This window comes from Flavihumibacter sp. CACIAM 22H1, assembly GCF_001601815.1.
In the GTDB taxonomy this organism is placed as follows: Bacteria; Bacteroidota; Bacteroidia; order Chitinophagales; family Chitinophagaceae; genus Flavihumibacter.
Genome location: NZ_LUKG01000042.1, coordinates 1 through 23,593 on the forward strand (window position 1 = coordinate 1; position 23,593 = coordinate 23,593).

Below are 23,593 nucleotides of genomic sequence, written 5' to 3' on the forward strand. Positions count from 1 at the left end.
GGCTACCACGAAGTATTTGCCCTGATCGCAGCGGCCTGTGATAAACTGATTGAAAAAAACACAATAGCACAATAATGTCGAAACCCTCTATTCCTTCGGGCACCCGGGATTTTGGTCCGGATACCGTACGTAAGCGAACCTATATTTTAACTACAATAAAAGCTGTTTTTGAACTATATGGTTTCCAGCCGCTGGAAACCCCGGCCATGGAAAACCTGGATACCCTGATGGGGAAATACGGTGATGAAGGTGATAAACTGATTTTCAAGATCCTGAACAATGGGCTGAGTGATCCGAAAAACAGCGAAAAAGCAAGGGCTGCATTTGAACAGGTAATGTTGGGGAAAAATGATAAAAACCTTACTGAGCGGGCACTTCGCTATGACCTCACCATCCCGTTTGCGCGTTATGTAGCCATGAATCACGGGCAGTTAACCCTTCCTTTCCGGCGGTACCAGGTGCAGCCGGTATGGAGGGCAGATCGTCCGCAGAAGGGGCGGTACCGGGAATTTTATCAATGTGATGCGGATGTAGTGGGCAGTAAAACCTTGCTGAACGAAGTGGAACTAACCTCCATTTATGCAGAAGTCTTTCAGCGTTTAGGGATCCCGGTGGAGATCCGATTGAATAACCGGAAAATTTTAGCCGCGCTGGCGGAGCATTGTGGTGGAGCGGATAAGATGATGGATATCACGATTGCGATCGATAAGCTGGATAAAATCGGCATGGAGCAGGTGAAAGCTGAACTAGAGCAAAGAGGGTTGAGCCAGGAGCAGGTGGCGGGTATTGAAACCTATTTGCAGATTGCGGGCAGCAATGAAGAAAAACTGGGGGCAGTGGAGCGGCTTTTAGGCCACCTGGAAACTGCCCGTATGGGATTGGAGGAACTGCGTTTTGTACTGGACATGTATGCCGAAACACAGGGCCTGGTGAAGGAGCCTGGTAAGGTTGAGCTGGTATGCGATTTTACGCTAGCCAGGGGATTAAATTATTATACGGGGATCATTTTTGAGATCCGTGCGCTGGGGGTTAAGATGGGGAGTATTGGAGGTGGTGGCCGCTACGACGATCTGACGGGTTTGTTTGGGGTGCCTGGTATTCCCGGGGTGGGTATCAGTTTTGGGGTAGATCGGATATATGATGTGATGGAAGAGCTGGGCTTGTTTCCGGAAACGGTTGCGGTAGGAACGGAGTTTCTTTTTTTCAACCAGGGAGAGGCGGAGAGTCGCCGGGCTTTTAGGTTGATGCAGGAATTACGGCAGTTGGGCAGGCGGTGTGAACTATACCCGGAGGCGGTAAAGCTTCCCAAGCAATTTAAATATGCCGATCAGAAAAAAATTCCGTTTGCAATTTTCCTCGGCAGTGAGGAATTGGCAGCCGGCCATCTCACGGTCAAAAACCTGTTGACCGGGGAACAGTGGAAGCTGGCTACGGTTCTTGAGGCGTCAGACAGGTGTTAGAACGTTGTTCTAACACCTGTCTGACGCCTTAACCCCGGCGCACCTTACTAGAATGAATTGCCTCATCAAATATTTTCGCACGCGCCGGTTCTACAAAATCATACCCGATAATAAAACAATCTCGCACCGTACGCCTCCAGTTAGTACCATCGGAATGCTTACCACTCCCCTCTTCTCCCACGGATTTTTTCAACTCATTAACACTGGTTGCCGTACGCTCCACAGCTATTATGGGATTCAGTTCTTTATCCTTACAGGCAATGAAAAATTCGGACCCGTCTCTATAATGGAAGATCCGCGTAAGCACCCCGTTTTCATCGCGGTGATGCGATTCGGATTGAAAACCATTCGGTATTGCGATCACTAATTTGCGGTAATTGACGCCTTCCGCATAGGCATACTCCAGCTTATCCGTATCCCGCATTACACTACAGGAGCTGGTGGCAACCACTACTGCAAGCAGCAGCAGATTGCGCAGTTGAATTTTCTGAATCATGGTACTTTGTGTTGATGTACCGGAAAATTAACAGGCAACTACTGCAGCAGAAAGTGAAATAAGGATGAATGCGTTTTACTTGATAATTTATGCCTCAAAAATTATAGCAGCACCCTGGCCAACGCCTACACACATAGTTGCCAAACCGGTACTTACCTGCCTTCTCCTCATCTCATGCAATAAGGTAGTGGTAATCCGAACGCCACTACATCCCAGTGGATGCCCCAAGGCAATAGCGCCCCCATTCACATTTACCCGGGAAGGATCCAGTCCTAATTCCCGAATACAGGCAAGAGATTGCGAAGCAAAAGCCTCATTCAGTTCAACCAGGTCTAGCTGTTTTTCGGTTATACCTGCCCGTTGCAATGCTTTCCGGGTAGCCGGCACCGGTCCAATACCCATGATGGCAGGATCCACCCCTGCCACCGCCATGGAACGGATAGCGGCCATGGGTTTCAGGCGCAGCCGTTGCACCGCTGCTTCCGTTGCCAGCAATACGGCCGCTGCACCATCATTTATTCCGCTTGAATTTGCAGCTGTAACCGTACCGTCTTTCTTAAATGCCGGGCTAAGTGTAGCCAGCTTTTCCAGTGAACTCAACCGGGGATGTTCATCCTGGTCAAAAAGCAGTTCTTTTTTACCCGGCACCACTACCGGAATAATTTCCTCCTTAAATCGTCCTGCGTCCAATGCAGCCTGGTATTTAGCCTGGCTTTCAAGAGCAAAGCGGTCTTGCTCCTCGCGCGAAATATTCCATTGCATTGCCACATTTTCGGCCGTTTCGCCCATAGTATAAGGCGTATATAAAGCAGATAAAGCAGGATTGGTGAATCGCCAACCGATGGTAGTATCGTATAATTCTGCCTGCCTGGACCAGGGCATCCCCTGCTTGGCCATTACGAAAGGGGCGCGGGTCATACTTTCCACGCCGCAGGCAATCAGCAATTCCCCGTCACCGGCCTGAAGGGCGCGGGCACCATCCATAATAGCCTGCAGCCCGGAAGCACACAATCGGTTCACCGTAGAACCAGCCACCGAAACCGGTAATCCGGCCAGTAAGGCTGCCATCCTGGCTACATTTCGATTATCTTCCCCGGCCTGGTTGGCCGCACCAGCAATTACTTCCTCAATCAAAGCCGGGTCTACCGATGGATTTCTTTCCAATAATGCACGGATAGTATGGGCCAGCAGATCGTCGGGACGCACAGTACTTAAGGCACCACCGTATTTTCCAATCGGCGTGCGGACCGCGTCAATAACATATACTTTGTTCATGGAATAAAGATACACGGTCCGATCAATTCCCTCCGTTCCCATATGCCCGGAGATAAAAAACCGCCGTATGCATCTTTGAAATAGCAGCCCCCAGTTTATTCCGAACCGTGTTTAGTTTAATATACCGGTACAGCCAGGTGATTAGCACTGTCGGCAATACCAGGTAAAAGAGGAAAGAAGGAATGCCGGCTATACCGAATTCAAATTCACTTTCCTCAAAATCCGGAATGGAAGAATAGCAGTTCTCAATCTCCTCTGGCAACACATCGCCTACTGCCGCGGCAGCGGCATACCCTTTTACAGCAGTCAGGTGAGCGCAAAATTGCCGGGCCTGAAAAATTTCCGTATCTGCCATCTCCGGATAAAAAATCAAATAGGCGAACTGCCTTTTCAATAAGGCATCTATCTCCTGCGCGCGGCAGATAGCGGATTGTGTACTTATGGATAAACTGCGTTGCATATAGGATAGCAAAAAACTGGAAAAAATTCCATCCTCCTCAAAACTCATTACCGACCAAAGCTATTCCGAACCATTTAATCCTCCAAGCCCCCAAGCCCCTACCCTGCCCGGCCGCTATCCGCCCAGGGTGCTGGGTTTGTAGTATCTTTGCGCCATGTTAAAGCTGGCAAAGCCAAATATCAGGCAGTTATCAAAAGAGGAATTGGAGCAGTATTTTAAAGAACTGGGAGAAAAAGCCTTCCGGGCCAAACAGGTATACGAATGGATCTGGACCAAACAGGCCCTTCGTTTCGATGATATGACCAACCTCAGCAAAGAATTACGCAATAAACTGTCGGACTCCTTTAGCCTACCTGCCCTTACCGAAGACCTTAGCCAGCACAGTGCAGACGGCACCGTAAAAAGCCGGTTCCGCACAGTAGACGGCCACCTGGTTGAAGGCGTACTGATTCCGACGGATGACCGCAAAACCGCCTGCGTATCCTCCCAAATCGGCTGCTCGCTCAGCTGTAAATTCTGCGCCACCGGTTATATGGATCGCAAACGCAACCTTGAGTTTGACGAAATATTTGACGAAGTGGTACTGATCAATAAACAAAGCGAAGCTGTTTACGGGAAAAAACTTACCAATATTGTTTTTATGGGTATGGGAGAACCCCTGCTCAATTATAAAAACGTACTCAAAGCCATAGAAAAAATCTCCTCCCCCGAAGGCCTTGGCATGAGCCCCCGCAGAATCACCGTTTCAACAGCGGGTGTTGCCAAAATGATCAGACAACTGGGTGATGACCAGGTTCGCTTTAAACTCGCCCTCTCCCTGCATGCCGCCACCGATGCAAAACGTCATGAAATCATGCCGATCAACGACTCAAACGATATTCAATCTCTCGTAGAAGCCCTCAACTATTTCTACCAGAAAACCGGCAATGAAATCACCTTTGAATATATTCTGTTCAAAGATTTCAACGACGGACTGGAAGATGCCGCTGAACTTGTAAAACTTTATCGCCGTGTGCCTGCCGACCTGATCAATATCATTGAATACAACCCGATTGACCTGGCTGTTTTTGAAAAGCCCGATGAAGATAAAACCATGCAGTTCATGCAATACCTCGAAAAACACCGGGTAAATGTCCGGCTTAGAAGAAGCAGGGGGAAAGATATTGATGCTGCCTGCGGACAGCTGGCTAATAAATAACCGCCCCTGCCAAGCAGCAGCAGCCCGGAATCTGTTAAACAGATGTTAGAACTCCATTGGCCCGGCCCCTGCCATTAAACCCACCGTTCCTGTTGGCGTCTATTCTTTAAACGAACAGGAATGAAAAAATTATTACTACTTAGTATCATGGGGTTGGGTGTACTGGGTCTGCAGGCACAGGACAGTACCCAACTGAAAGGTGCCGATAAACCAACAGGTGTCCGGGAACAAAAACTTCGTCGTCCTGCAAGGACCTCCGCACATGCCGGCATGAACCGGATGGACTCCGTACTTCAATTAACCGAAGCACAAAAAATCAAACTCAAGGAATTAGACGAGGAATACCGCCAGAAACGCCTGGCTGTTTATACCCCCGAGCAAAAAGCCCGGCTCGAGCAATTTCAGCAGAGCAGAAAACAGCGGATGAAACAGGGCAGACATGCAAAAAGCCCCCTGGTATCCAACCTCACAGAAGAGCAAAAACTGCGTATGCAAACCCTGCGAAAACAACAACGGGAAGAAGCTTCGCTGATTAAAGCCAATACCGCTTTATCCGAGGCAGAGAAAAAGACAAAACTGAAGGCCCTGCAGGAAGCCAATCGCGAAAACATGCGCAAAATCCTGACTCCCGAACAACAGGAGCAGCTAAATAAGCGCTTAAAAACACATATGGACGGTCCGGCCCGATAAATCAACCCCTGAAAACGACAAAAAGACAGCCATCCCGGCTGTCTTTTGTATTTTTGCCCTTCCTGTTGAAAAACAGTAAATACAAGCACATGAAAAAAACAACCGGATTCGAGAAATTCGCGAACAAGAAAAAAGCGGGTACTATCAAGGAAGCATACCGCCAGGAAAGAAGGGTGGAAAAAAGAGAAAGAGCGCAAGCCATCGAACAATCCTTCGAAGAGAAACGCAAAATCAACCTGGAAAAAAGAAGCACGGGTTCCGCCGGCACACAAGCGGGGCGCCCGGCAGCTACTACAGCAGCCAGTTCCTCCGGCCCTATGCCCCTTAATAAATTCATTGCCCATGCCGGCGTTTGCGCCCGAAGAGATGCCGCTGAACTGGTAAAATCGGGCGTGGTAACCGTAAATGGCCAGCCTGTTAATGAACCAGGTTTTAAAGTCAGTGAAAAGGATGAAATCAAAGTAAAGGGCAAACGCATTACCGTTACCAAAAACCTCATTTACATACTGCTGAATAAACCAAAGGATTATATCACCACTACAGAAGATCCACAGGGTAGAAAAACAGTACTCGACCTGATCAAAACCGCCACCAGCGAAAGGGTGTACCCGGTTGGGCGATTGGATCGTAATACCAGTGGTGTATTATTACTGACCAATGACGGAGACCTGGCTCAAACCCTGTCTCACCCTAAAAACCAGGTTAAGAAAATCTATGAAGTAAAACTGGACCGGCCGGTATCCAAAGCCGATTTTGAAGCAATTGCCAATGGAATTACCCTGGAAGACGGCTTTATACAGCCCGATGCCATCGGTTATGCAGATCCCCGTGATAAATCTGTGATAGGTATTGAAATACACAGCGGTCGTAACCGTATCGTACGGCGTATTTTTGAACACCTGCGCTACGATGTAAAAGGGCTGGACAGGGTTACCTATGCAGGCTTAACGAAAAAAAATGTAAACCGCGGAAAATGGCGTTTACTCACGGAGAAAGAGATCCGCTTATTGAAACATTTTAATAAAGACACCAAAAAAATGGTGGAGTCTCCGGCATCAACGTCCAGCCAGCCGGCCAAACCCACCCGGGCAACAACTGCACGCAAGGCTGCTCGCCCGTCTAAAAACTCAGGTAACTAAGATGAAATCCATTCGTACGGCCATTCTCCAGGAAAATTCTGACTGGGTTGCAATCAATAAAGAAGCGGGGTTGCTTTCCATTCCAGACAGAGAACAATCCATGCCCTCCCTGAAAGATCTGCTGATAAAGGAATACGGGTCAATTTATACGGTTCACCGCCTCGATAAAGAAACCAGCGGTGTAATTCTTTTTGCAAAAAATGAAAGCAGTCATCAATTCCTGTCCCGGCAATTTGAAGAACGTACTACGCTCAAAAAATACAATGGGCTGGTAGTGGGAAAAGTGTATGAAGAAGCGGGTACGATTGATGTTCCGATCGGCCCTCACCCAGCCAAACCCGGGCAAATGATGGTGGTTCGTAAAGGCAAACCCTCTATCACATTGTTTAAAACCCTGGAAAGTTTTTCGTTGTATTCCTGGATGGAATTCACCATTCTTACCGGAAGAACGCACCAGATCAGGGTGCATATGCAACACCTAGGGCATCCGATTGTAAGCGACCCCTACTACGGAGATGGCAAGCCTTTTCTGCTTTCCGGCATTAAGAAAAAATTCAAGTTGGGAAAAGATGTGTTGGAAGAACGTCCTCTGCTGAACCGATTGGGCCTGCATGCCAGTTCACTCAGTTTTTCCGATTCAAGCGGGGAAAGAATTGAACTGCATGCTCCATTGCCGAAGGACCTGCGGGCAAGCCTTCAGCAATTGGAGAAGCAGCGTTGATTATTTTTTCACCAGTTCCATTTTCTCCGGATTCCAGAGGATGGCTTTATCCTGGCGATAACTATCATTACATAATAAAGCCGGAGCAGCTGCACGATACCCAAATACGGCATCTTCGGCAACTTTGCCTCCCTTCCGAATGGCTTCAAAGAAATTTACAAAATGGTCGTAGGGGCCACCTTTGTACCCCTGTTCAGCGCGGAAGGTAAATTCCTGCGGGGGCAGGATGCGTTTACGTCCACCAGGTTCTTTCCCGGCTTTTTTCATTTGCGCAATAAAGAACGGATCGTCAGAGCTCACTTCTTTGTTGCGTTTCAGGGTAACATCATCCCAGGTAATATCCATCGACCCTTCACTGCCCACAAGCTTTAAAAAGGTGGTACCACTGGTGCCGTCAACAAAATTGCAGCGAAGAGAGAGGTTAAAGGCGGGATGTGCTTTCTGAACGGCATAATCAAAGGTTCCCAGTAAAACATCCGGCACTTCACGGCCATCTTTCCAATAGCGTAAACCACCGGAAGAATATACTTTATTAGGCCCCCATGAATCAGTTATAAAATGCAGGCTCGAAAACAGGTGTACAAACAAATCGCCCGACATACCGGTTCCATAATCGGTATAGTTTCTCCAGCGGAAAAAACGTGTTTTGTCAAATGGCCGTTTGGTGGTATTGCTGATAAAGGCTTCCCAGTCGAGTGTGGCGGGCGAGGCATCTTCCGGAATCGGGTATTGCCAGGCTCCAATAGGCGAATGTCTTGCCCAGAAACCTTCTGCATAGTTCAGTTCACCAATAGCCCCATCTTTCAGTAATTCCTTTGCTTTTTCATTACCGAGAGAGGATACTCCCTGGCTACCAACCTGAAAAATTTTTCCCGATTCCTGCTGCGCTTTGATAACGGCAGGTCCTTCGCCGATGGAATGAACCATTGGTTTTTCACAATACACGTGTTTGCCGGCTTTCAGGCTGTCTATCGAAATTTGCTGATGCCAGTGATCAGGCGTTGCAATAATTACAGCGTCCACATCTTTGCGGGCAAGTATCTCTTTATAACTACGGGTAGTGGCAATGGCATTTCCCCAGCGTTCTTTCGCTTCTTTTAAGCGGCCGTCGTATAGATCACAAACCGCTACCAGTTTAATTCCTGGTACCTGTAAGGCGGTAATAGTATCCTGCACGCCCATACCACCGGCACCAATAAGGGCTATATTAAGCTGCTCGTTAGCGGCATAACCCGACCTGGAACGGATGGATTGAACCCAAACATTTTTATCCTCCGCTGCCACTGCCACATTTCCTACTGCCAGGGCAGCGGTGGCTGCAGCCATATTACGCAGGAATCCCCTGCGCGATGCTTGTTCTTTCTTATTCATGCTTACTAAATTATAATTCAGTGATTCGAATATTTTTCCAACGCACTTTGATACCACCACCGTCGTGGATCTGTAAGGCAATAAATCCTTCACCGGCTCCAATTTTGGCATCGGTGATTTCCACCATCTGGTGACCGTTTAAAAAAGTAGTTACTTTATCTCCCTGCACCAGTATGCGCATGCTGTTCCAATCCGTTGCATTCAGTTTGGCTTCGTCTTCAGGTTTGGGTTGAATGAGCCAGCCCCTGCCATAGGATTCATAAATACCACCGGTATGGTTATTCAGCGGAGCTACTTCTACCTGCCAGCCACTGATCTTGGTGCCCTCAATACCAGAACGGATAAATACCCCGCTGTTTCCATTGGCTTCCAGCTTGAATTGCAGGTTGAGTTCAAAATTTTTGTATGCTTTTTTGGTGGAAAGATAGCCGTACTGTTTATCGGGGCCACTTTCGCAAATCAGTTCACCATTTTCAACATACCATTTTTCAGTTCCATGAATAGTCCAGCCTTTCAGGTTTTTTCCATTGAAAAGCGACTTTGATTTTTGTGCTACCATCGTACTGCAAACAGTGATGGCAAGCAGGAGCATTACTGTGTATTTCATGCTCCCAAATTAAGAAATGCCGGAGCAAATAAATCCTGCAGCGCAAAAATTGCCGATAAAAAGGGCTAATCAATCGATTGCGCTTTCTGCTTTTTCGCGGGCTTCCTGTTTTTCTTCCGCGCTTGCTTCCGGTGTTTCCTGGATATTCTCCAATGCAGGTTGAAATTGAAACTGAACAAACATCGGGAAATGATCAGAGCCCATATGCGGCAAACGTTTCATAAACCGTAAGCCAAAATCAGCAGAACTGAAAATATAATCAAGCGGAAAACGCAGGAACCAGTAATTGGCAGAAAAGGTACTGTAAAATCCCCTTCCCCGTCGTGGATCCAGTAAACCACTGGTTTTGCGGAAAAGGTCCGTGACATAACTCCAGGCTACATCATTCAGATCGCCCATTACTATTACCGGAATGGTTTCTTTTTCTGCCATTAAAGCTACTTTCATAAGCTCTTTATCTTTCGCAGTAGAACGGTCATCTTCTCCGGGAACAGGTGGCTTTGGATGCAGCCCCCATATTTTTACCGGCTGTCCCGAGGGCAGTGTCAGCACCAGTTCCACAGAAGGCACATCTTTCTCTACCAGGTACTGCACCGCGCCCTCACGCAAAGGAAGGCGGCTGTACAGAAGCAGCCCGTAAGTATTGGACAAAGGTTCCTTCAGCGTGTAGGGATAACTGTTAGCAAATTCACTATCCATGGCCGCTTCCCAATCCTTATCCGTTTCGAGCAGGAAAAACAGGTCAGGTTTGTATTGTTTGATCTGTTCTACTACTTTATGAAAAGCCCGGTTATCCTGCAGCACATTACAGGTATAAATACCCAATTGATTGGCGGTGTCTGCCGAAAGTACCTTTAGTACTTCCTTTTTGGCAAAAGGAAGGTAAGGCCAGATCAGGTACAGGAGGTAGCCGATGGAAAGCAATAAAAAAATAAACGTGATATGTTGCAGCAGCTGGCCATAATCACCCAGCAACAGCCAGGCAACAGCCAATACGCACAGGATAATTAATTTCTGATAACGGGGGTATTCACAGATTCGAAAGATCCAGTAATCGTGTTTAACAAATGGAAGAAGCACAGTTATGAGCATCAGCCAGGAAAATATAAGTAGCGCAGTCATTGTTTAATTAGCCCGGATTATTTTTCCATCTTTTAATACAAAACTAACTTTTCCCATTGCCCTGATATCCTGCAACGGGTCTCCGTCCACTGCAATTATATCGGCCAGTTTCCCCGGTTCAATACTGCCCAACTGCTCCTGCATTCCCAATAACTCAGCGGCGTTAAGGGTGGCTGCCCGAATGGCTTCCAGGGCCGGCATGCCGGCTTCTGTCATGTAAACAAATTCCATCCAGTTTTTTCCATGGGCAAATACACCCGCATCGGTTCCGAATGCGATTTTAACACCAGCTTTATAGGCTTTGCCGAAAGTAGATTGAATAATCGGACCTGTGGCCAGGGCTTTGGGCGTAACGATATCGGTATAATAACCAGGAATTTTTGCACTGTCGGCCACCGATTTACCGGCGGTTATAGTGGGCACATACCAGGTTCCGTATTCCTTCATAAGTTGAATGGCTTCCTCATCCATAAAAGTGCCGTGTTCAATAGAATGCACTCCTCCCCTTATAGCCCGCTTAATGCCTTCCGTGCCGTGTGCATGTGCCGCCACGCGAAAACCATAATCTTTTGCAGCTGCAACAATAGCCTGTATTTCCTCGATGGTAAATTGCGCATTGGCTCCATCTTTTGCCTGGCTCAGTACACCGCCGGTAGCAGTAATTTTGATCAGGTCTGCCCCTTCTTTATACCGCTGGCGAACAGCCTGGTAAGCCTCAGAAACCCCATTGATAACCCCTTCTGTTGGACCCGGGTCTGTTACCAGGTCTTTTCGCATACCGTTGGTTGGGTCCGCATGGCCACCGGTGGTAGCTATTGATTTGCCGGCGGTAAACACCCTCGGCCCCTCTACCTGCCCCCTGGCAATGGCGTTACGAAGAGCAATATTAACCCCCGAGCCTCCCAGGTCGCGTACGGTTGTAAACCCCGCATGAAGGGTGGTTTTTGCATATACGATCGACTGGAAAGCTATATCCGGCGGGTTCTGTACAAACCGATCCGCAGCCCCTCCTTTTTTTGTTTCCGATTCCAGGTGAACATGCATGTCTATCAGGCCCGGTAAAACGGTTTTAGTTTTAAGGTCAATAAGCCGGTCGGAAGAATTCGGTTGCAGGTAACCGGTACGTATTTCCAGGATCTTATTTTTTTCTATTACTATGGTCATGGAACTGAGCAGCTTTCCTGCTTTAACATCAATAAGCTTACCGCAATGCAAAAAGGTGCGTTGTGCAAAACTGCAGCACCCTACCAGCAGGCTGATTAGTACAAGGAAGAGTTGTCGCATAAAAAAAGGATAGTACATGAATATACTATCCTTTTTTTAAGATTACTGAATTTGCCCCGATGCCTGTACATTGGCCCCGTTCAGCAATTTCAGGGTATAGCCGGTTCTGCTGGTCAAATCATCGTAGGAAATTGCGCGGTTATTGCTAAGCTGCATAACCGGGTTGATTAATACCCTGGCTGATCCTCCGTCTATTTGTCCCAGATTGGCATATACCAATTCACTTCCACTGGTTTCCTCGGTAGTAACAATCACTGCATTTAGCCGGGCTCCGTTTATGCGGAAAGCCTGGTCCAGGTTAATTTCAACCGCCGCATTTCCATTTGACTGTTCCAGTATCCGGAAAGTGCCGGCTGCCTGGGAACTACCCGATGAAAGATTTACCAACGGATAGGTTTCATTTTGCAAAGCCGGACCAGCATCGTCCTTTTTACAGCTGCTGAATAAAAGTACTATACCAAGCAGGCATACAAGATTCATCCATTTCCATTTCAATTGCATAGGTTTCGTTTACCGGATATATGCCCAATATGATACCAGTTTTCTTACACGCCGAAACACCCGTAGAAATACCGATGGGCAGTTTGTTTAATGAAGAAAAGCCTCCGGTCGGGGAATTCCTTACACAATAAAAAACCCGGTACTGGCAGTACCGGGTTCCACAACTTTTGGCTTTATCAGTCTTTATTCGGCTGCGGAGTGTACCGCAAATACGGTTTCACCACTTTTACGCCTTTCGGAAATTTTTTGATCGCATCTTCCGTACTAACTGCGGGTACTACAATTACATCTTCCCCCGATTTCCAATCGGCGGGGGTAGCTACGCTGTAGTTAGCAGTAAGCTGCAGAGAATCTATTACTCGTAATACCTCGTAGAAATTACGACCGGTAGAAGCCGGGTAGGTTATCATGAGTTTTACTTTTTTATCGGGCCCGATGATAAAAAGAGAACGCACGGTAAAGGTTTCAGAAGCATTGGGATGAATCATGCCATACAGGTTAGCAACTTCCTTGCTTTCATCTGCAATAATGGGAAAATCAACTGTACAATGCTGGGTTTCGTTGATATCATTTCTCCAACCCAGGTGTTTATCGAGCGGATCCACACTAACTGCCAACACTTTTACGCCGCGTTTTTCAAACTCCTGTTTTAACAAGGCAGTTTTACCCAGCTCAGTGGTGCAAACCGGTGTATAATCGGCAGGGTGCGAAAACAGTACCCCCCAGCTATTGCCCAGGTATTCATGAAAATCTATTTCTCCTTCTGTAGTTACGGCTTTAAAATTGGGTGCCGTATCACCTAAACGTAGACTCATATTGTTGAATTTAGTTGTTCAATGCGGTGCTAAAATAATGAATTCCTAGTAAACTAATAGGAGTTTAGCCTATTTTTTTGTGCTGCCTGCTTTAAAAATTGCTGATTTCCCAAATTTTGTTTTCACAGAATCGATTGCTTTATAGAGTTCCGCTTTCCTGTTCATATCCTGGAAAAGATTGGTTTGCCGGGCTTCATCGGTAAGCTCTGTTACCCGAACGCCGAGTAAGCGCACAGGCTGGCCCTTGCGGTAGAGTTCCTGAAATAATTGCCTGGCCTGCAGAATCAGTTCATCGTCGTAAAAAGTATAAGGCAGAGATCGTTGGCGCGAACTGGTTTCAAAATCAGGGTAGCGGATTTTTACAGCAATACATCCGGCCATTTTATTTTCCTGCCGCAATTCAAAGCCGAGCTTTTCGGTCATACGTACCAGTTCCTGCAAAAGTATTGCCGGGTCTTTGATATCCTGCTCGTAGGTGTTTTCCGTAGAAATGGATTTTGCTTCCTGCCAGGGCGCTACCACACTGGTATGAATACCCTGTGCTTTTTGCCAGAGATCCACCCCGTGTTTGCCGAGTTGCTGTTGTAAAAGGGGTAATTTGGCCTGCCTGAGTTCGTAAATGGTTTCTATACCCAGCTGCAGCAGGTTGCGAAATGTATGATCACCTACCCCGGGAATTTTATCCACCCTCAGGGGATCGAGAAAATCCTGTACCTGGCTGGGTTCCAGCTGCATCCAGCCGTTGGGTTTGGCTTCATTGGTAGCCATTTTTGCCAGCATTTTATTGGGAGCAAGGCCAAAGGAAATGGGCAGGCCGGTACTGTCCATAATTTTTTGCCGGAGTTCAATTGTCCATTGCAGCGGGTTAAAATACCGATCCATCCCGGTTAGGTCAATATAAAATTCATCGATGGATGCTTTTTCGAACACCGGGGCTGCGCCGGCAATCAGATCGGTTATTATCCTGGAATAATGGCTATAAGCAGTTCTGGTGCCTTGTACAATGGTTAGCTGGGGGCATAATTCTTCGGCCTTTCGCATGGGCATGGCGGAATGAATGCCAAACTTCCTGGCTTCATAACTACAGGCGGCCACCACCGAGCGATCGCCCTTACCCCCTACCACCAGTGGCTTACCCCGCAGTTCCGGGTTCAGCAAACATTCAACCGATACAAAAAATGCATCGAGGTCGAAATGAGCAATTCTGCGCGGCGGTGAATTCATACCGTGAAGGTACAGAATCCTGTCACCGGTCGGGTGCCTGCCCGGCCTTCGTAGGCAGGCGTTTAAAAACCGCCCGCAGGGGCAGGTGATCAGATCCGTAGGAGTCCTTGGTTAATACCTCTGAGCTCTCAGGCTGAAACCAGCCCGGCGTATAAAAAATATAATCGATTTTTTTATCGGGATGAAGCTCCGGAATGGTATAATCCGTTGCTTTACCAGCCGAGCCGAAAGTGGAACTGAGTAACCGGATGCTTGCTTCCTCCGGTTCTGCATTAAAATCACCTGCTACCAGTACAGGGTATTGCTGAACCGCTGCAAGATGGGTTAAGAGTGCTTTTGCCTGGGCCAGTTTCAGCTCCTGGTTCGTGAAATCGAAATGCGTACATCCGAAATAAAGGGGAGTTCCCTGCCAGTTCAGTTGTACCAGCAGCGCTTTACGGGGTTCGGCAGGCAGGGCATCCAGGTTAGGCAATGCATAGGCCCTGGCATCCTGTATCGGGAACCGCGACAGGATGCCGATTCCATAAGCGCCCCCACCAAAAGGAATGGTTCGTTCAAACCGGTAGTACATGCCCAGTTTTTCCGCCAATACCGCCAACTGGTAAACACCGTTACTCCTGGTAGTTACGCTATCCAGTTCCTGGATGGCCACCAGGTCAGCACCGGAAGCCCGTATGGTTGCAGCAATGGTATCCAGGTCAATAAAACCAGCCGGCCGCGAAGGCGGATTGGCGTGGTGAATATTATAGGATAACACTACCAGCCGCGAGGCCGATGCGCCAGCAGTTTTTTCAGCCGATCTGCACCCTGCCAGCAGGCAGGAGCCAAGGAATAAACGAAACAGCAGGTTCATACCGGTAGGAATAAGTGAACAATGATACCGCAATCTAACTAAACGGAGAATTATCTTGCAGGTAAATAAAAAACATGCAACCCGCCTTGCAGAAAATGTATGAACAACTTTCGCTGATCCATCCTATGGAGGCGGCGGCATGGGAGCAATTCCAGGAGATATGGACCCCCATTTCTTACAAACGCAAGGAGCTGGTCACCACCGCGGGAGAAGTGGAGCGCTTTTTATACTGGGTAGTAGATGGTGTTCAACGGGGTTTCCATTTGCATGAACAAAAAGAAGCCACCATCGTGTTTACCTATGCGGGATCTTTTTCCGGAATAATTGATTCTTTTTTATTGCAACAACCTTCCCGCTACTACCTCGAAACCCTCACCAGCAGCCAGTTTCTGCGGTCATCTTTCCGCCAGGTAGAAGCCTGCCGGAAAAGCCATGCCTGCATTGCAGAGTTGATGTATAAAGCATTGGCTTTTACAACCGGTGGTATCCTGGAACGGCAAATTGAGCTGATGGTTTATACGGCCGAGGAAAAATTCCGTACGCTGTTGAAAAGAAGTCCGCATATTTTACAGTTGGTACCCCATAAATACCTGGCTTCTTACCTGGGTATTGATGCCACCACCTTCAGTAAATTACTGGGAAGTATACGGCTTAGCTAAAATCTTGGTCCAGGCAAAGATTCAGCAAACTGCACCCGGTTAGTTTTGTTTAAAATTAATTGACATGAAAGCATTGCTGGCAGGTGATTTACTGCAAACATTAAAGGAAGAAGCCTTGTTTCTGTTAAAGGAAGTGGAAGCCATGCAACAGCATACCCCGCTTGAGTTATTGGAAACCACCGACGGGCCGGGTAGATGGAATACCCTTCAGGTGCTGGAGCATCTCAATACCTATTATCGCTATTATATCCCCGTACTGGAAAAAGCAATGGAGGCATCCACTACACAGGCGGTCATGTATTTTAAGCCGGGCTGGCTGGGGGGATATTTTACCAAAAGCATGTTGCCGAAAGACGGTAAGGTAGTCAATAAGATGAAAGCCATGAAAGGGCATTCACCCACGGCAGCGCTGGATGCATCGGCCGTATTAAATGATTTTTTACAAGCGCAGCGCCGGTTTATTCTTTTGATCGACAAAGCCCGTCAGCACAACGTGGGGGCTATCCGCATCCCTATAAGCATTGCCTCTTTTATACGCTTAAAACTGGGCGATGTGCTTATGTTCATTACTGCTCATAACCAGCGCCATTGGGTGCAGATCGAGCAATTGCTGGGACGGCTTCCTGCCGTGCTTGCCAATTAGCGGTAAATATCGAGCAGGCCATCGGGCAATTGCACGCGGATGACCTTTTTTGCGGGGTTTACTTCCAGCAGGGTATCCTGGTGAATCGGTAACAGGGCTTCTTTCCCGAAATAATCAATGCGGCAAAGTACCTGGTGTGGCTGTTCAATGATTTCCAGGATTTCGCCCAGGTCTTCTCCTTCATTCCAGATATGAAAGCCCAGGAAGGAAATGGAGGCATCCGGGGCAGCATACCGGTGAAATTCTTCTTCCGGCAGCCAGCATTCCCGGCTAACCAGTTTCTGGGCAGCTTCTCTTGTATGGACGCCTTCCAGCTGCAGGTAAATCTCCTGGTCATTCCGGGCTTTAGCCCCTACTATAAAATAGGGCAGTAGTTCACCTCTTCTTTCTTCAATAAAGATCGTTTCCAGGCCTTTTAAAGAGGTTTTGGCACCAAGTGCATGCTTTATGATCAATTCGCCGGAAATGCCATGTGCGGCCGCTATTTTGCCGATGCTATTATATTTCATGAGAAACTGAACGGTGAAGGGTTAAAAAAAATCCCGGAAGCGCGAAGCCACCGGGATTCATTATGTTGGAGCTGGAACTATTCAATTATTCAGCACCACCTTCCTGACGAGGCTGTGGACGACGAGCTCCCTGGTTGGGGAAACGACGTACCTGGCGCTGCCGGCGGTTTTCATCACTGCGCTTCTTCAACTGAGCTTCGTGCTCTTTGTGCCATACTTCAAATTTCTGCATAGCAGTAACATCGTCGAACAAGCCCAGTTTAACTCCACGCAGCAGGTGTTTCAGGTACAACACGCCTTTGAATGACAGGATCCGGCGAACCGTATCAGTAGGTTCTGCACCTTTGTGCAGCCAATCCAGCGCACGCTGGCGGTCTAACTGAATCGTAGCAGGAACAGTCAGGGGGTTGTAAGTACCGATTTTCTGGATGAATTTACCATCTCTTGGTGCACGGGCGTCCGCTACTACTATGAAGTAGAAGGGTCTTTTCTTGGAGCCGTGACGCTGCAATCTCATTTTAACTGGCATCGTAAATAGACATTTAAATGCGGTGAACAAATAGGGTTTCAAAAAATAACGGACTGCAAAATTAACAATCCAATCAATATGAACAAACTTAATAATTATTAAGAAAATATAAAAGATTAACGTCTGCCAAATCCGCCCATACCCGGCATTCGGCCCATGGGCATCTTATTCATCATTTTCATCATATCTTTCATCTGCTCAAACTGTTTCATAAAGGCATTTACCTCGGTCAGGTCTTTTCCACTTCCTGTTGCTATGCGTTTGCGGCGGCTTCCGTCTATCACATCCGGGTTAGCGCGTTCAAACGGGGTCATGGAGTTAATCATGGCTTCGATCCCTTTAAAGGCGTCATCGCTGATATCGATGTCTTTGATGGCTTTCCCTACCCCGGGGATCATGCCCAGCAGGTCTTTGATATTTCCCATTTTCTTGATCTGCTCCAGTTGTTGTTTAAAGTCTTCAAAATCAAACTGGTTTTTCCGGATTTTTTTCTCCAGCTTTTTGGCTTCCGCTTCATCAAACTGTGCCTGGGCCCGTTCCACCAGGGTGGTAATATCGCCCATTCCCAGGATACGCTGGGCCATCCGTTCGGGGTAAAAAACATCCAGGGTATCCAGTTTTTCGCCGGAGGAAATGAATTTGATGGGCTTATTCACCGTGTATTTGATGGATAAGGCCGCACCACCCCTGGTATCGCCATCGAGTTTGGTTAATACCACGCCGGTAAAATCCAGCCGCTCATTAAAGGCTTTAGCGGTATTTACCGCGTCCTGGCCGGTCATAGAATCGACTACAAACAGGATTTCCTGGGGGGCCACTGCGGCTTTTACATTACTCACTTCGGTCATCATCACTTCATCTACCGCCAAACGGCCGGCCGTATCAATGATCACCACATTTTTATTCAGGCTTCTTGCCTGTGCCACCGCATTCCGGGCAATGGATACGGCGTCCTTATTCTCCGGTTCGGAATATACGTCTACGCCTACCTGTCCGCCGAGCACTTTCAGCTGATCAATAGCCGCTGGCCGGTAAATATCTGCAGCTACCAGCAGGGGAGCATATTTTTTGGATTTCAGGTAATTGGCCAGTTTTCCGCTGAACGTGGTTTTACCCGACCCCTGCAGGCCGGCAATCAGGATAACGGCGGGGTTTCCCTTGGCATTCAGTTCAACCTCTGTTCCGCCCATCAGTTCGGCCAGCTCATCCTTCACAATTTTCACCATCAGTTGCCCCGGACTAACGGCGGTCAGCACCTTTTCTCCCAGGGCTTTTTCCTTGATCTTATCCGTAAACTCCTTGGCAATTTTATAGTTTACATCGGCATCTACCAGGGCCCGGCGTATATCTTTTACCGTAGCCGCCACGTTAAGTTCGGTAATACGTCCTTCGCCCTTAATCTGTTTAAAGGCCGATTCAAGCCGTTCGCTTAATGATTCAAACATAATGGTCAATTTTCACCCAAAAATTAAGGTGAACGTATCGTTCACCTTAAATCGGAATGCAAATATATTGGATGCAATTGATTAAGCGCCCAGGTATGTGCGCAACTGTTGCGATCTTGAGTTGGTTTTTAGCTTGGTAATGGCTTTGTCCTTGATTTGGCGAACCCGTTCCCTGGTAAGATTAAATTTTTCCCCAATATCTTCCAGGCTCATCGGATGGTCTACCCCTATTCCAAAGAAATAACAAATCACTTCTTTTTGCCGTTCGGTCAGTACCTGCATAGAGCGGTCCAGCTCCATTTTAAGACTTTCGTCGTGTTCTACCACCTTATCGGTTCTTTCCGCATTGGGATTTTCCATCACGTCCATCATCGTATTGTCCTCTCCATCGGAGAGCGGGGTATCCATGCTGATATGGCGGGCAGACATATTTAAACTGGCAGCTACTTCCTCCGTATCCATTTCGAGCAGGGAAGCTACTTCTTCCGCCGATGGCTCGCGCTCAAATTCCTGCTCCAGCTGCGAAAATGCTTTTTGAATCCGGTTCGTCAGGCCTACCTTATTCAGGGGCAGCCGAACAATCCGGCTTTGCTCTGCCAATGCCTGCAAAATGCTTTGACGAATCCACCAAACCGCATAGGAAATAAACTTAAAACCACGGGTTTCATCAAAACGTTGTGCAGCTTTGATCAGCCCCAGGTTTCCTTCATTAATCAGGTCGGGAAGCGATAAGCCCTGGTTCTGGTACTGTTTCGAAACGGAAACAACAAAACGCAGGTTTGCCCGGGTAAGCCGGTCCAATGCCCGCTGATCGCCCTGTTTAATAAGCCGGGCCAGCCGAACTTCTTCTTCAGGACCAATGAGTTCAACCTTCCCGATTTCCTGGAGGTATTTCTCCAGGCTTTGAGATTCCCGGTTGGTAATGGATTTGGAAATTTTTAGTTGCCGCATACTCATAGGTGTGGTTTTAGGTTTCTTTTCTTGAGGTTAAGAGTTAAGCACTAATAGGAAACGAACAAATAAGGTTTTTCTTGTATGAACGTTGTTTGTGGTCGCCTTTTTGAACGTGTCAAATTAGTCTTCAGGTATACGTTTTCCAAAAATTCCGGCCCTAAATTGTTGAATCCCAGTGTTTATACGGGTGCTCTGTTGAAGTTTAAACCTTATATCCTTTAACAAAAAATACTTGAAGGATTATTTTACAGTGTCATTTAATTTTCTATCATTGCAGAGATTGTATTCCTAAAGACAGATTTGAACTGGAGATGAGTAAGAAACAAATGTATACGCTAGAATATCCTGTCAGGTGTTCACCCTCAATTTTGTATGAGTTTTTGAGCACCCCGGCCGGATTGCAGGAATGGTTTGCCGATAAAGTGGACGAAAGGGATCAGGTATTCAGTTTTTCCTGGAATGGTTCCATTGATAAAGCCGAGGTACTCGAAAGTGAAGAGAACAGTTTTATCCGCTTTCACTGGCTGCATGCCCCTAAAGAAGAATTCTTTGAATTCCGGATTGAGAAATCAGAAGTAACCAATCAAACCATACTGGTCATTAATGATTTTGCTGAAAAAAAGGAAATTAAAGACCAAAGTCAACTCTGGGGTTACCAGGTTAAAGACCTTTTTCACCGGTTGGGCAATTAACTAACCGCCAATAACTGCATCCACACCGAAAACGACTGGCTATAAAAAGCAGGCGCCTGTTCCCACTCCGTAATGGGGAGCATGAATGCCAGCTTAATGAATTCCTTTTGATAAATAGCCTGAAGCTCTGCATCGGTTAAACTGGCCGCCAGACTAAAATTATCTGCCTCGAAATGATGCTCCCACGGTGATGCATGAACGCAGGCATATATGCCGGGAATAGTTCGCCAGGCGCCTGCACAGACCTGATCTTTCAGCGCACCGGTAGCCAGCAAACTGGAAGAAAACAAGTGCCCCCACCAAAAAAACTGTCGTATTGCCAGGGTTTCTGCGCTTTCAAAACAGCGGGGAAAATCAAGCATCAGCCAGGGCATTTGCCGGTACTGCTGCCCCCGCGATATTTTGGGTGCCTGTTGAAAAAATGCCCCAGGTAACCGGTGGCCCAGCTCCTTTGCCCGTTTTACCTGCAATTCACTTAAGCTACCAAGCAGCAGATCTACTTTCTCCAGGATCCTATTCTTCGTTAAAATAACCGCAGGATCACTTACCAATACCTTTTCCTCTTCGGAAAGCTGTAATTTTACCCGGTCCATAGAAATAAAGGTAGTCAGAAATCCTTCGGTGAACCGTGATAAAAAAACTTGATAAACTCATTCTTAAAGCTTTCGTAGGGCCATTTATTGCCACTTTTTTTATCACCCTCTTTGTGTTGGTGCTCCAGTTTTTTTGGCTCTATATCGATGATTTTGTTGGAAAAGGACTTGACCTGGTAACCATCGGGGAAGCCATTCTTTATGTGGCAGCCACCGTAGTGCCCCTGGCTTTGCCACTGGCCGTGCTGCTTTCCTCTATTATGACATTTGGTAACCTGGGCGAAACCTTTGAACTGGTTGCCATCAAATCAGCCGGTATTCCCCTGCTTCGTTTCATGCGCCCGATTATGCTGGTAGCACTGGTGCTGAGCGGCGTGGCCTTTATGTTCAACAATTATTTACTGCCCGTATCCAACCTCAAACTCAACCGCCTCAAATACGATATCATCAATAAAAAACCGGCTTTTGATTTGCGGGAAGGGGCTTTTTACACCAATATACCCGGCTACTCTATTAAAGTGGGCAAAAAAGAAAAAGACGATTCCACCCTCCGGGAAATTATCATTTTTGAAAAAGACTACAACCTGCAGGATAATATTATCATTGCCAATAAAGGTATAATGCGGGTTTCAGACGATAAGCGTTTCCTGGAATTCAAACTCATCGATGGGTGGCGTTATACCGAACGAGGCAGCCGGATCAATACCAATACCGAATACATACGCCTTGGCTTTAAAGAATTCAAAAAAGTGTTCGACCTCAGTGCACTACAGTTTAATCCTACCAACGACAGCCTGTTCAAAGACAATTACCAGATGTTAAGCGTTCGGCAGCTTTCCAAGGCCATCGATTCCCTGGGCACCATTCATTCGGTCTTTAAAAAGAAAGTAGCCGGTGAAATTGGCCCCTATGTTCAGTTTTATAAGCAGATGGATACGGCTTACACACCGTCTTCCTCCCCCGTAAAAGCCGACTCGCTCGGGGCAATTATCCCCGACAGCCTGCATTCCTCTATGAACGACCGGGTGCTTTCCCAATTATCCATTACCCGAAGCTCTTTGGAGATCAGCAAATCAGATTATGAAAACCGTATGAAAAGCCTGCGTTTTCATAAAATGGCCTGGCATGAAAAGTTTTCGATGTCCATTGCCTGTTTTGTGCTCTTCCTGATCGGAGCGCCATTGGGCTCAATTATTCGCAAAGGAGGTATTGGAACCCCGCTGGTTTTTGCAGTGGTTTTTTTCGTGGTTTTTTTCCTTTTAAACAATTTCGGTAAGAAGTTTGTGAAAGAAGCAGTATTGGAACCTGTTTGGGGAATTTGGCTGGCTACTTTTGTGCTGATACCGATTGGTGTTTTTCTTACTTACAAGGCCATGCGCGATTCACAACTTTTCAATAAGGAATTTTATTACAGGACATTCCGCCGGCTTCGTCCTTATTACGACCGGTTCATAAAAAAAAGCGGCCCTGTCCAGCCGCTCTAACTAAAAACAATTTTGGTATGAAAAAGACTTCCACTTCCCGACGAGATTTTTTATCTGCCACTTCCAAAGCCTCCCTGGCACTGGGTATCGGCGGAACTTTTATAGGGTCCGGTTTATTAAGCTCCTGTAAAACCTCCCAGGCAGCAGGCAGTACTCCTTTCCGTACCTCTTTTGAGCAGGCGCCCCTGCCCTATTCCTTCAGCGCATTAGAACCATCTATTGATGCGTTGACCATGGAAATTCATCATACCAAACATGCGGCAGCGTATACTAAAAACATGAATGATGCGGCCGTTGCAGAAGGGGTAGATCGCAGTAAACCAGTTGAAGATGTGCTGCTGAATATCAAAAAATATTCAGAAAAAATGCGCAACAATGCGGGCGGCCATTATAACCATGAACTATTCTGGAAAAGCATGCGTTCAACGAGGCCAGATAATAAACCTTCTGGTGAGTTACTGACAGCTCTTGAAAATAAATTCAATTCCTTCGCCAATTTTAAATCGGTATTTGCAGAAGCTGCTAAAACAAGATTTGGCAGCGGATGGGCATGGCTGATTCTTATGAAGGACAAACAACTGATTGTAAGCTCTACTCCCAACCAGGACAATCCCCTTATGCCTGTAGCCGGTACACAAGGCATTCCTCTACTGGGGCTTGATGTTTGGGAGCACGCGTATTACCTGAAATACCAGAATAAACGCGCCGATTATGTAGACAACTGGTGGAACCTCGTTAACTGGGATTTTGTATCCACCCGTTATACAACTGCCATGAAATAAGTTGCACGCCAGTTTATGGATGATCTAAAAAGAGGCCGGTTTATCTCGAGAGATTAAACCGGCCTCTTTTTATGGACGGGTAATATT

26 protein-coding genes are annotated in these 23,593 nt (G+C 47.1%); 10 read left to right on the forward strand and 16 right to left on the reverse strand.

All coding sequences use genetic code 11. The features are described 5' to 3' along the window. Positions 1-74 precede the first annotated feature (74 nt). Positions 75-1,460, forward strand: a complete 1,386-nt coding sequence (gene hisS, locus A1D16_RS12505; protein WP_290709957.1) for a histidine--tRNA ligase — start codon at positions 75-77, stop codon at positions 1,458-1,460. A gap of 28 nt (positions 1,461-1,488) precedes the next feature. Here hisS and A1D16_RS12510 read toward each other — a convergent pair whose 3' ends face one another. From A1D16_RS12510 to A1D16_RS12520, 3 genes are all read right to left on the reverse strand, one after another. Then, positions 1,489-1,956, reverse strand: a complete 468-nt coding sequence (locus A1D16_RS12510; RefSeq protein ID WP_290709959.1) for a hypothetical protein — start codon at positions 1,954-1,956, stop codon at positions 1,489-1,491. An 87-nt stretch (positions 1,957-2,043) separates the two neighbouring features. Further along, entirely contained in the window at positions 2,044-3,231 is a 1,188-nt protein-coding gene (locus A1D16_RS12515; RefSeq protein ID WP_290709960.1) for an acetyl-CoA C-acyltransferase, read from the reverse strand. A gap of 22 nt (positions 3,232-3,253) precedes the next feature. Continuing rightward, positions 3,254-3,739, reverse strand: coding sequence for a hypothetical protein (locus A1D16_RS12520; protein ID WP_290709961.1), 486 nt, complete (start codon positions 3,737-3,739; stop codon positions 3,254-3,256). A 106-nt stretch (positions 3,740-3,845) separates the two neighbouring features. Here A1D16_RS12520 and rlmN point away from each other — a divergent pair, with 106 nt between their 5' ends. From rlmN to A1D16_RS12540, 4 genes are all read left to right on the forward strand, one after another. Next, complete coding sequence (gene rlmN, locus A1D16_RS12525) at positions 3,846-4,889, forward strand: 23S rRNA (adenine(2503)-C(2))-methyltransferase RlmN (protein WP_290709962.1); 1,044 nt, start codon at positions 3,846-3,848, stop codon at positions 4,887-4,889. A 120-nt stretch (positions 4,890-5,009) separates the two neighbouring features. After that, positions 5,010-5,579 carry a hypothetical protein gene (locus tag A1D16_RS12530; protein ID WP_290709963.1) on the forward strand — a complete coding sequence of 190 codons (570 nt, stop codon included), beginning with the start codon at positions 5,010-5,012 and terminating at the stop codon, positions 5,577-5,579. An 89-nt stretch (positions 5,580-5,668) separates the two neighbouring features. Next, positions 5,669-6,718 (forward strand): pseudouridine synthase, encoded by a 1,050-nt coding sequence (locus A1D16_RS12535; RefSeq protein ID WP_290709964.1) that lies wholly within the window; start codon positions 5,669-5,671, stop codon positions 6,716-6,718. A gap of 1 nt (position 6,719) precedes the next feature. Beyond that, positions 6,720-7,439 carry an RluA family pseudouridine synthase gene (locus A1D16_RS12540; protein ID WP_290709965.1) on the forward strand — a complete coding sequence of 240 codons (720 nt, stop codon included), beginning with the start codon at positions 6,720-6,722 and terminating at the stop codon, positions 7,437-7,439. Here A1D16_RS12540 and A1D16_RS12545 read toward each other — a convergent pair whose 3' ends face one another. The 8 genes from A1D16_RS12545 to A1D16_RS12580 all read right to left on the reverse strand — a co-directional run bounded on the left by A1D16_RS12545 (position 7,440) and on the right by A1D16_RS12580 (position 15,216). Continuing rightward, positions 7,440-8,810 carry a Gfo/Idh/MocA family oxidoreductase gene (locus tag A1D16_RS12545; RefSeq protein WP_290709966.1) on the reverse strand — a complete coding sequence of 457 codons (1,371 nt, stop codon included), beginning with the start codon at positions 8,808-8,810 and terminating at the stop codon, positions 7,440-7,442. Positions 8,811-8,820: 10 nt separating this feature from the next. Continuing rightward, a complete protein-coding gene (locus A1D16_RS12550; RefSeq protein WP_290709967.1) occupies positions 8,821-9,417 on the reverse strand; it encodes a DUF1080 domain-containing protein in 597 nt (198 codons plus the stop codon). 69 nt (positions 9,418-9,486) lie between these two features. Beyond that, positions 9,487-10,539, reverse strand: coding sequence for an endonuclease/exonuclease/phosphatase family protein (locus A1D16_RS12555; protein WP_290709968.1), 1,053 nt, complete (start codon positions 10,537-10,539; stop codon positions 9,487-9,489). A 3-nt stretch (positions 10,540-10,542) separates the two neighbouring features. Continuing rightward, entirely contained in the window at positions 10,543-11,823 is a 1,281-nt protein-coding gene (locus A1D16_RS12560; RefSeq protein ID WP_290709969.1) for an amidohydrolase family protein, read from the reverse strand. A gap of 42 nt (positions 11,824-11,865) precedes the next feature. Further along, the gene (locus A1D16_RS12565) at positions 11,866-12,324 is read right to left on the reverse strand and encodes a hypothetical protein (RefSeq protein WP_290709970.1); all 459 of its coding nucleotides are present in this window, start codon (positions 12,322-12,324) and stop codon (positions 11,866-11,868) included. Between the two features lie 176 nt (positions 12,325-12,500). Continuing rightward, a complete protein-coding gene (locus A1D16_RS12570) occupies positions 12,501-13,139 on the reverse strand; it encodes a peroxiredoxin (protein ID WP_290709971.1) in 639 nt (212 codons plus the stop codon). A gap of 69 nt (positions 13,140-13,208) precedes the next feature. Continuing rightward, positions 13,209-14,363 carry a DNA polymerase IV gene (gene dinB, locus A1D16_RS12575; protein ID WP_290709972.1) on the reverse strand — a complete coding sequence of 385 codons (1,155 nt, stop codon included), beginning with the start codon at positions 14,361-14,363 and terminating at the stop codon, positions 13,209-13,211. 22 nt (positions 14,364-14,385) lie between these two features. Continuing rightward, positions 14,386-15,216: an endonuclease/exonuclease/phosphatase family protein gene (locus A1D16_RS12580; RefSeq protein ID WP_290709973.1), complete on the reverse strand. Its 831-nt coding sequence runs from the start codon at positions 15,214-15,216 to the stop codon at positions 14,386-14,388. A gap of 74 nt (positions 15,217-15,290) precedes the next feature. Here A1D16_RS12580 and A1D16_RS12585 point away from each other — a divergent pair, with 74 nt between their 5' ends. Together A1D16_RS12585 and A1D16_RS12590 are read left to right on the forward strand one after the other, a co-directional pair. Further along, complete coding sequence (locus tag A1D16_RS12585; protein WP_290709975.1) at positions 15,291-15,875, forward strand: Crp/Fnr family transcriptional regulator; 585 nt, start codon at positions 15,291-15,293, stop codon at positions 15,873-15,875. Between the two features lie 64 nt (positions 15,876-15,939). Then, positions 15,940-16,518 (forward strand): DinB family protein, encoded by a 579-nt coding sequence (locus A1D16_RS12590; protein ID WP_290709976.1) that lies wholly within the window; start codon positions 15,940-15,942, stop codon positions 16,516-16,518. Here A1D16_RS12590 and rimM read toward each other — a convergent pair. The 4 genes from rimM to A1D16_RS12610 form a co-directional block, all read right to left on the reverse strand. Continuing rightward, positions 16,515-17,027, reverse strand: coding sequence for a ribosome maturation factor RimM (rimM, locus tag A1D16_RS12595; protein ID WP_290709977.1), 513 nt, complete (start codon positions 17,025-17,027; stop codon positions 16,515-16,517). The two genes, A1D16_RS12590 and rimM, sit on opposite strands and share 4 nt — an antisense overlap. Positions 17,028-17,112: 85 nt before the next feature. Beyond that, on the reverse strand, positions 17,113-17,544 hold the full coding sequence (gene rpsP, locus A1D16_RS12600) for a 30S ribosomal protein S16 (RefSeq protein WP_290709978.1): 432 nt from the start codon (positions 17,542-17,544) through the stop codon (positions 17,113-17,115). Positions 17,545-17,672: 128 nt separating this feature from the next. Beyond that, complete coding sequence (gene ffh / locus A1D16_RS12605; protein WP_290709979.1) at positions 17,673-19,001, reverse strand: signal recognition particle protein; 1,329 nt, start codon at positions 18,999-19,001, stop codon at positions 17,673-17,675. A gap of 81 nt (positions 19,002-19,082) precedes the next feature. Beyond that, positions 19,083-19,952: an RNA polymerase sigma factor RpoD/SigA gene (locus tag A1D16_RS12610; protein ID WP_290709981.1), complete on the reverse strand. Its 870-nt coding sequence runs from the start codon at positions 19,950-19,952 to the stop codon at positions 19,083-19,085. A 314-nt stretch (positions 19,953-20,266) separates the two neighbouring features. On the opposite strand from A1D16_RS12610, the gene A1D16_RS12615 reads away from it, so the two are divergent. Further along, positions 20,267-20,647, forward strand: a complete 381-nt coding sequence (locus A1D16_RS12615; protein WP_290709983.1) for an START-like domain-containing protein — start codon at positions 20,267-20,269, stop codon at positions 20,645-20,647. Here A1D16_RS12615 and A1D16_RS12620 read toward each other — a convergent pair. Beyond that, positions 20,644-21,240: a hypothetical protein gene (locus A1D16_RS12620; protein WP_290709985.1), complete on the reverse strand. Its 597-nt coding sequence runs from the start codon at positions 21,238-21,240 to the stop codon at positions 20,644-20,646. The two genes, A1D16_RS12615 and A1D16_RS12620, sit on opposite strands and share 4 nt — an antisense overlap. Before the next feature lie 35 nt (positions 21,241-21,275). Between A1D16_RS12620 and A1D16_RS12625 the strand changes: the two genes are divergently transcribed. Then, positions 21,276-22,724, forward strand: coding sequence for an LptF/LptG family permease (locus A1D16_RS12625; protein WP_290709987.1), 1,449 nt, complete (start codon positions 21,276-21,278; stop codon positions 22,722-22,724). A gap of 17 nt (positions 22,725-22,741) precedes the next feature. Further along, positions 22,742-23,506, forward strand: coding sequence for a superoxide dismutase (locus A1D16_RS12630; RefSeq protein WP_290709989.1), 765 nt, complete (start codon positions 22,742-22,744; stop codon positions 23,504-23,506). Positions 23,507-23,593: the final 87 nt, after the last annotated feature.

Coding starts and splice junctions, on each gene's coding strand:
- hisS (WP_290709957.1), top strand. CDS start 75: ATGTCGAAACCCTCTATTCCTTCGGGCACCCGGGATTTTGGTCCGGAT.
- A1D16_RS12510 (WP_290709959.1), bottom strand. CDS start 1,956: ATGATTCAGAAAATTCAACTGCGCAATCTGCTGCTGCTTGCAGTAGTG.
- A1D16_RS12515 (WP_290709960.1), bottom strand. CDS start 3,231: ATGAACAAAGTATATGTTATTGACGCGGTCCGCACGCCGATTGGAAAA.
- A1D16_RS12520 (WP_290709961.1), bottom strand. CDS start 3,739: ATGAGTTTTGAGGAGGATGGAATTTTTTCCAGTTTTTTGCTATCCTAT.
- rlmN (WP_290709962.1), top strand. CDS start 3,846: ATGTTAAAGCTGGCAAAGCCAAATATCAGGCAGTTATCAAAAGAGGAA.
- A1D16_RS12530 (WP_290709963.1), top strand. CDS start 5,010: ATGAAAAAATTATTACTACTTAGTATCATGGGGTTGGGTGTACTGGGT.
- A1D16_RS12535 (WP_290709964.1), top strand. CDS start 5,669: ATGAAAAAAACAACCGGATTCGAGAAATTCGCGAACAAGAAAAAAGCG.
- A1D16_RS12540 (WP_290709965.1), top strand. CDS start 6,720: ATGAAATCCATTCGTACGGCCATTCTCCAGGAAAATTCTGACTGGGTT.
- A1D16_RS12545 (WP_290709966.1), bottom strand. CDS start 8,810: ATGAATAAGAAAGAACAAGCATCGCGCAGGGGATTCCTGCGTAATATG.
- A1D16_RS12550 (WP_290709967.1), bottom strand. CDS start 9,417: ATGAAATACACAGTAATGCTCCTGCTTGCCATCACTGTTTGCAGTACG.
- A1D16_RS12555 (WP_290709968.1), bottom strand. CDS start 10,539: ATGACTGCGCTACTTATATTTTCCTGGCTGATGCTCATAACTGTGCTT.
- A1D16_RS12560 (WP_290709969.1), bottom strand. CDS start 11,823: ATGCGACAACTCTTCCTTGTACTAATCAGCCTGCTGGTAGGGTGCTGC.
- A1D16_RS12565 (WP_290709970.1), bottom strand. CDS start 12,324: ATGCAATTGAAATGGAAATGGATGAATCTTGTATGCCTGCTTGGTATA.
- A1D16_RS12570 (WP_290709971.1), bottom strand. CDS start 13,139: ATGAGTCTACGTTTAGGTGATACGGCACCCAATTTTAAAGCCGTAACT.
- dinB (WP_290709972.1), bottom strand. CDS start 14,363: ATGAATTCACCGCCGCGCAGAATTGCTCATTTCGACCTCGATGCATTT.
- A1D16_RS12580 (WP_290709973.1), bottom strand. CDS start 15,216: ATGAACCTGCTGTTTCGTTTATTCCTTGGCTCCTGCCTGCTGGCAGGG.
- A1D16_RS12585 (WP_290709975.1), top strand. CDS start 15,291: ATGCAACCCGCCTTGCAGAAAATGTATGAACAACTTTCGCTGATCCAT.
- A1D16_RS12590 (WP_290709976.1), top strand. CDS start 15,940: ATGAAAGCATTGCTGGCAGGTGATTTACTGCAAACATTAAAGGAAGAA.
- rimM (WP_290709977.1), bottom strand. CDS start 17,027: ATGAAATATAATAGCATCGGCAAAATAGCGGCCGCACATGGCATTTCC.
- rpsP (WP_290709978.1), bottom strand. CDS start 17,544: ATGAGATTGCAGCGTCACGGCTCCAAGAAAAGACCCTTCTACTTCATA.
- ffh (WP_290709979.1), bottom strand. CDS start 19,001: ATGTTTGAATCATTAAGCGAACGGCTTGAATCGGCCTTTAAACAGATT.
- A1D16_RS12610 (WP_290709981.1), bottom strand. CDS start 19,952: ATGCGGCAACTAAAAATTTCCAAATCCATTACCAACCGGGAATCTCAA.
- A1D16_RS12615 (WP_290709983.1), top strand. CDS start 20,267: ATGAGTAAGAAACAAATGTATACGCTAGAATATCCTGTCAGGTGTTCA.
- A1D16_RS12620 (WP_290709985.1), bottom strand. CDS start 21,240: ATGGACCGGGTAAAATTACAGCTTTCCGAAGAGGAAAAGGTATTGGTA.
- A1D16_RS12630 (WP_290709989.1), top strand. CDS start 22,742: ATGAAAAAGACTTCCACTTCCCGACGAGATTTTTTATCTGCCACTTCC.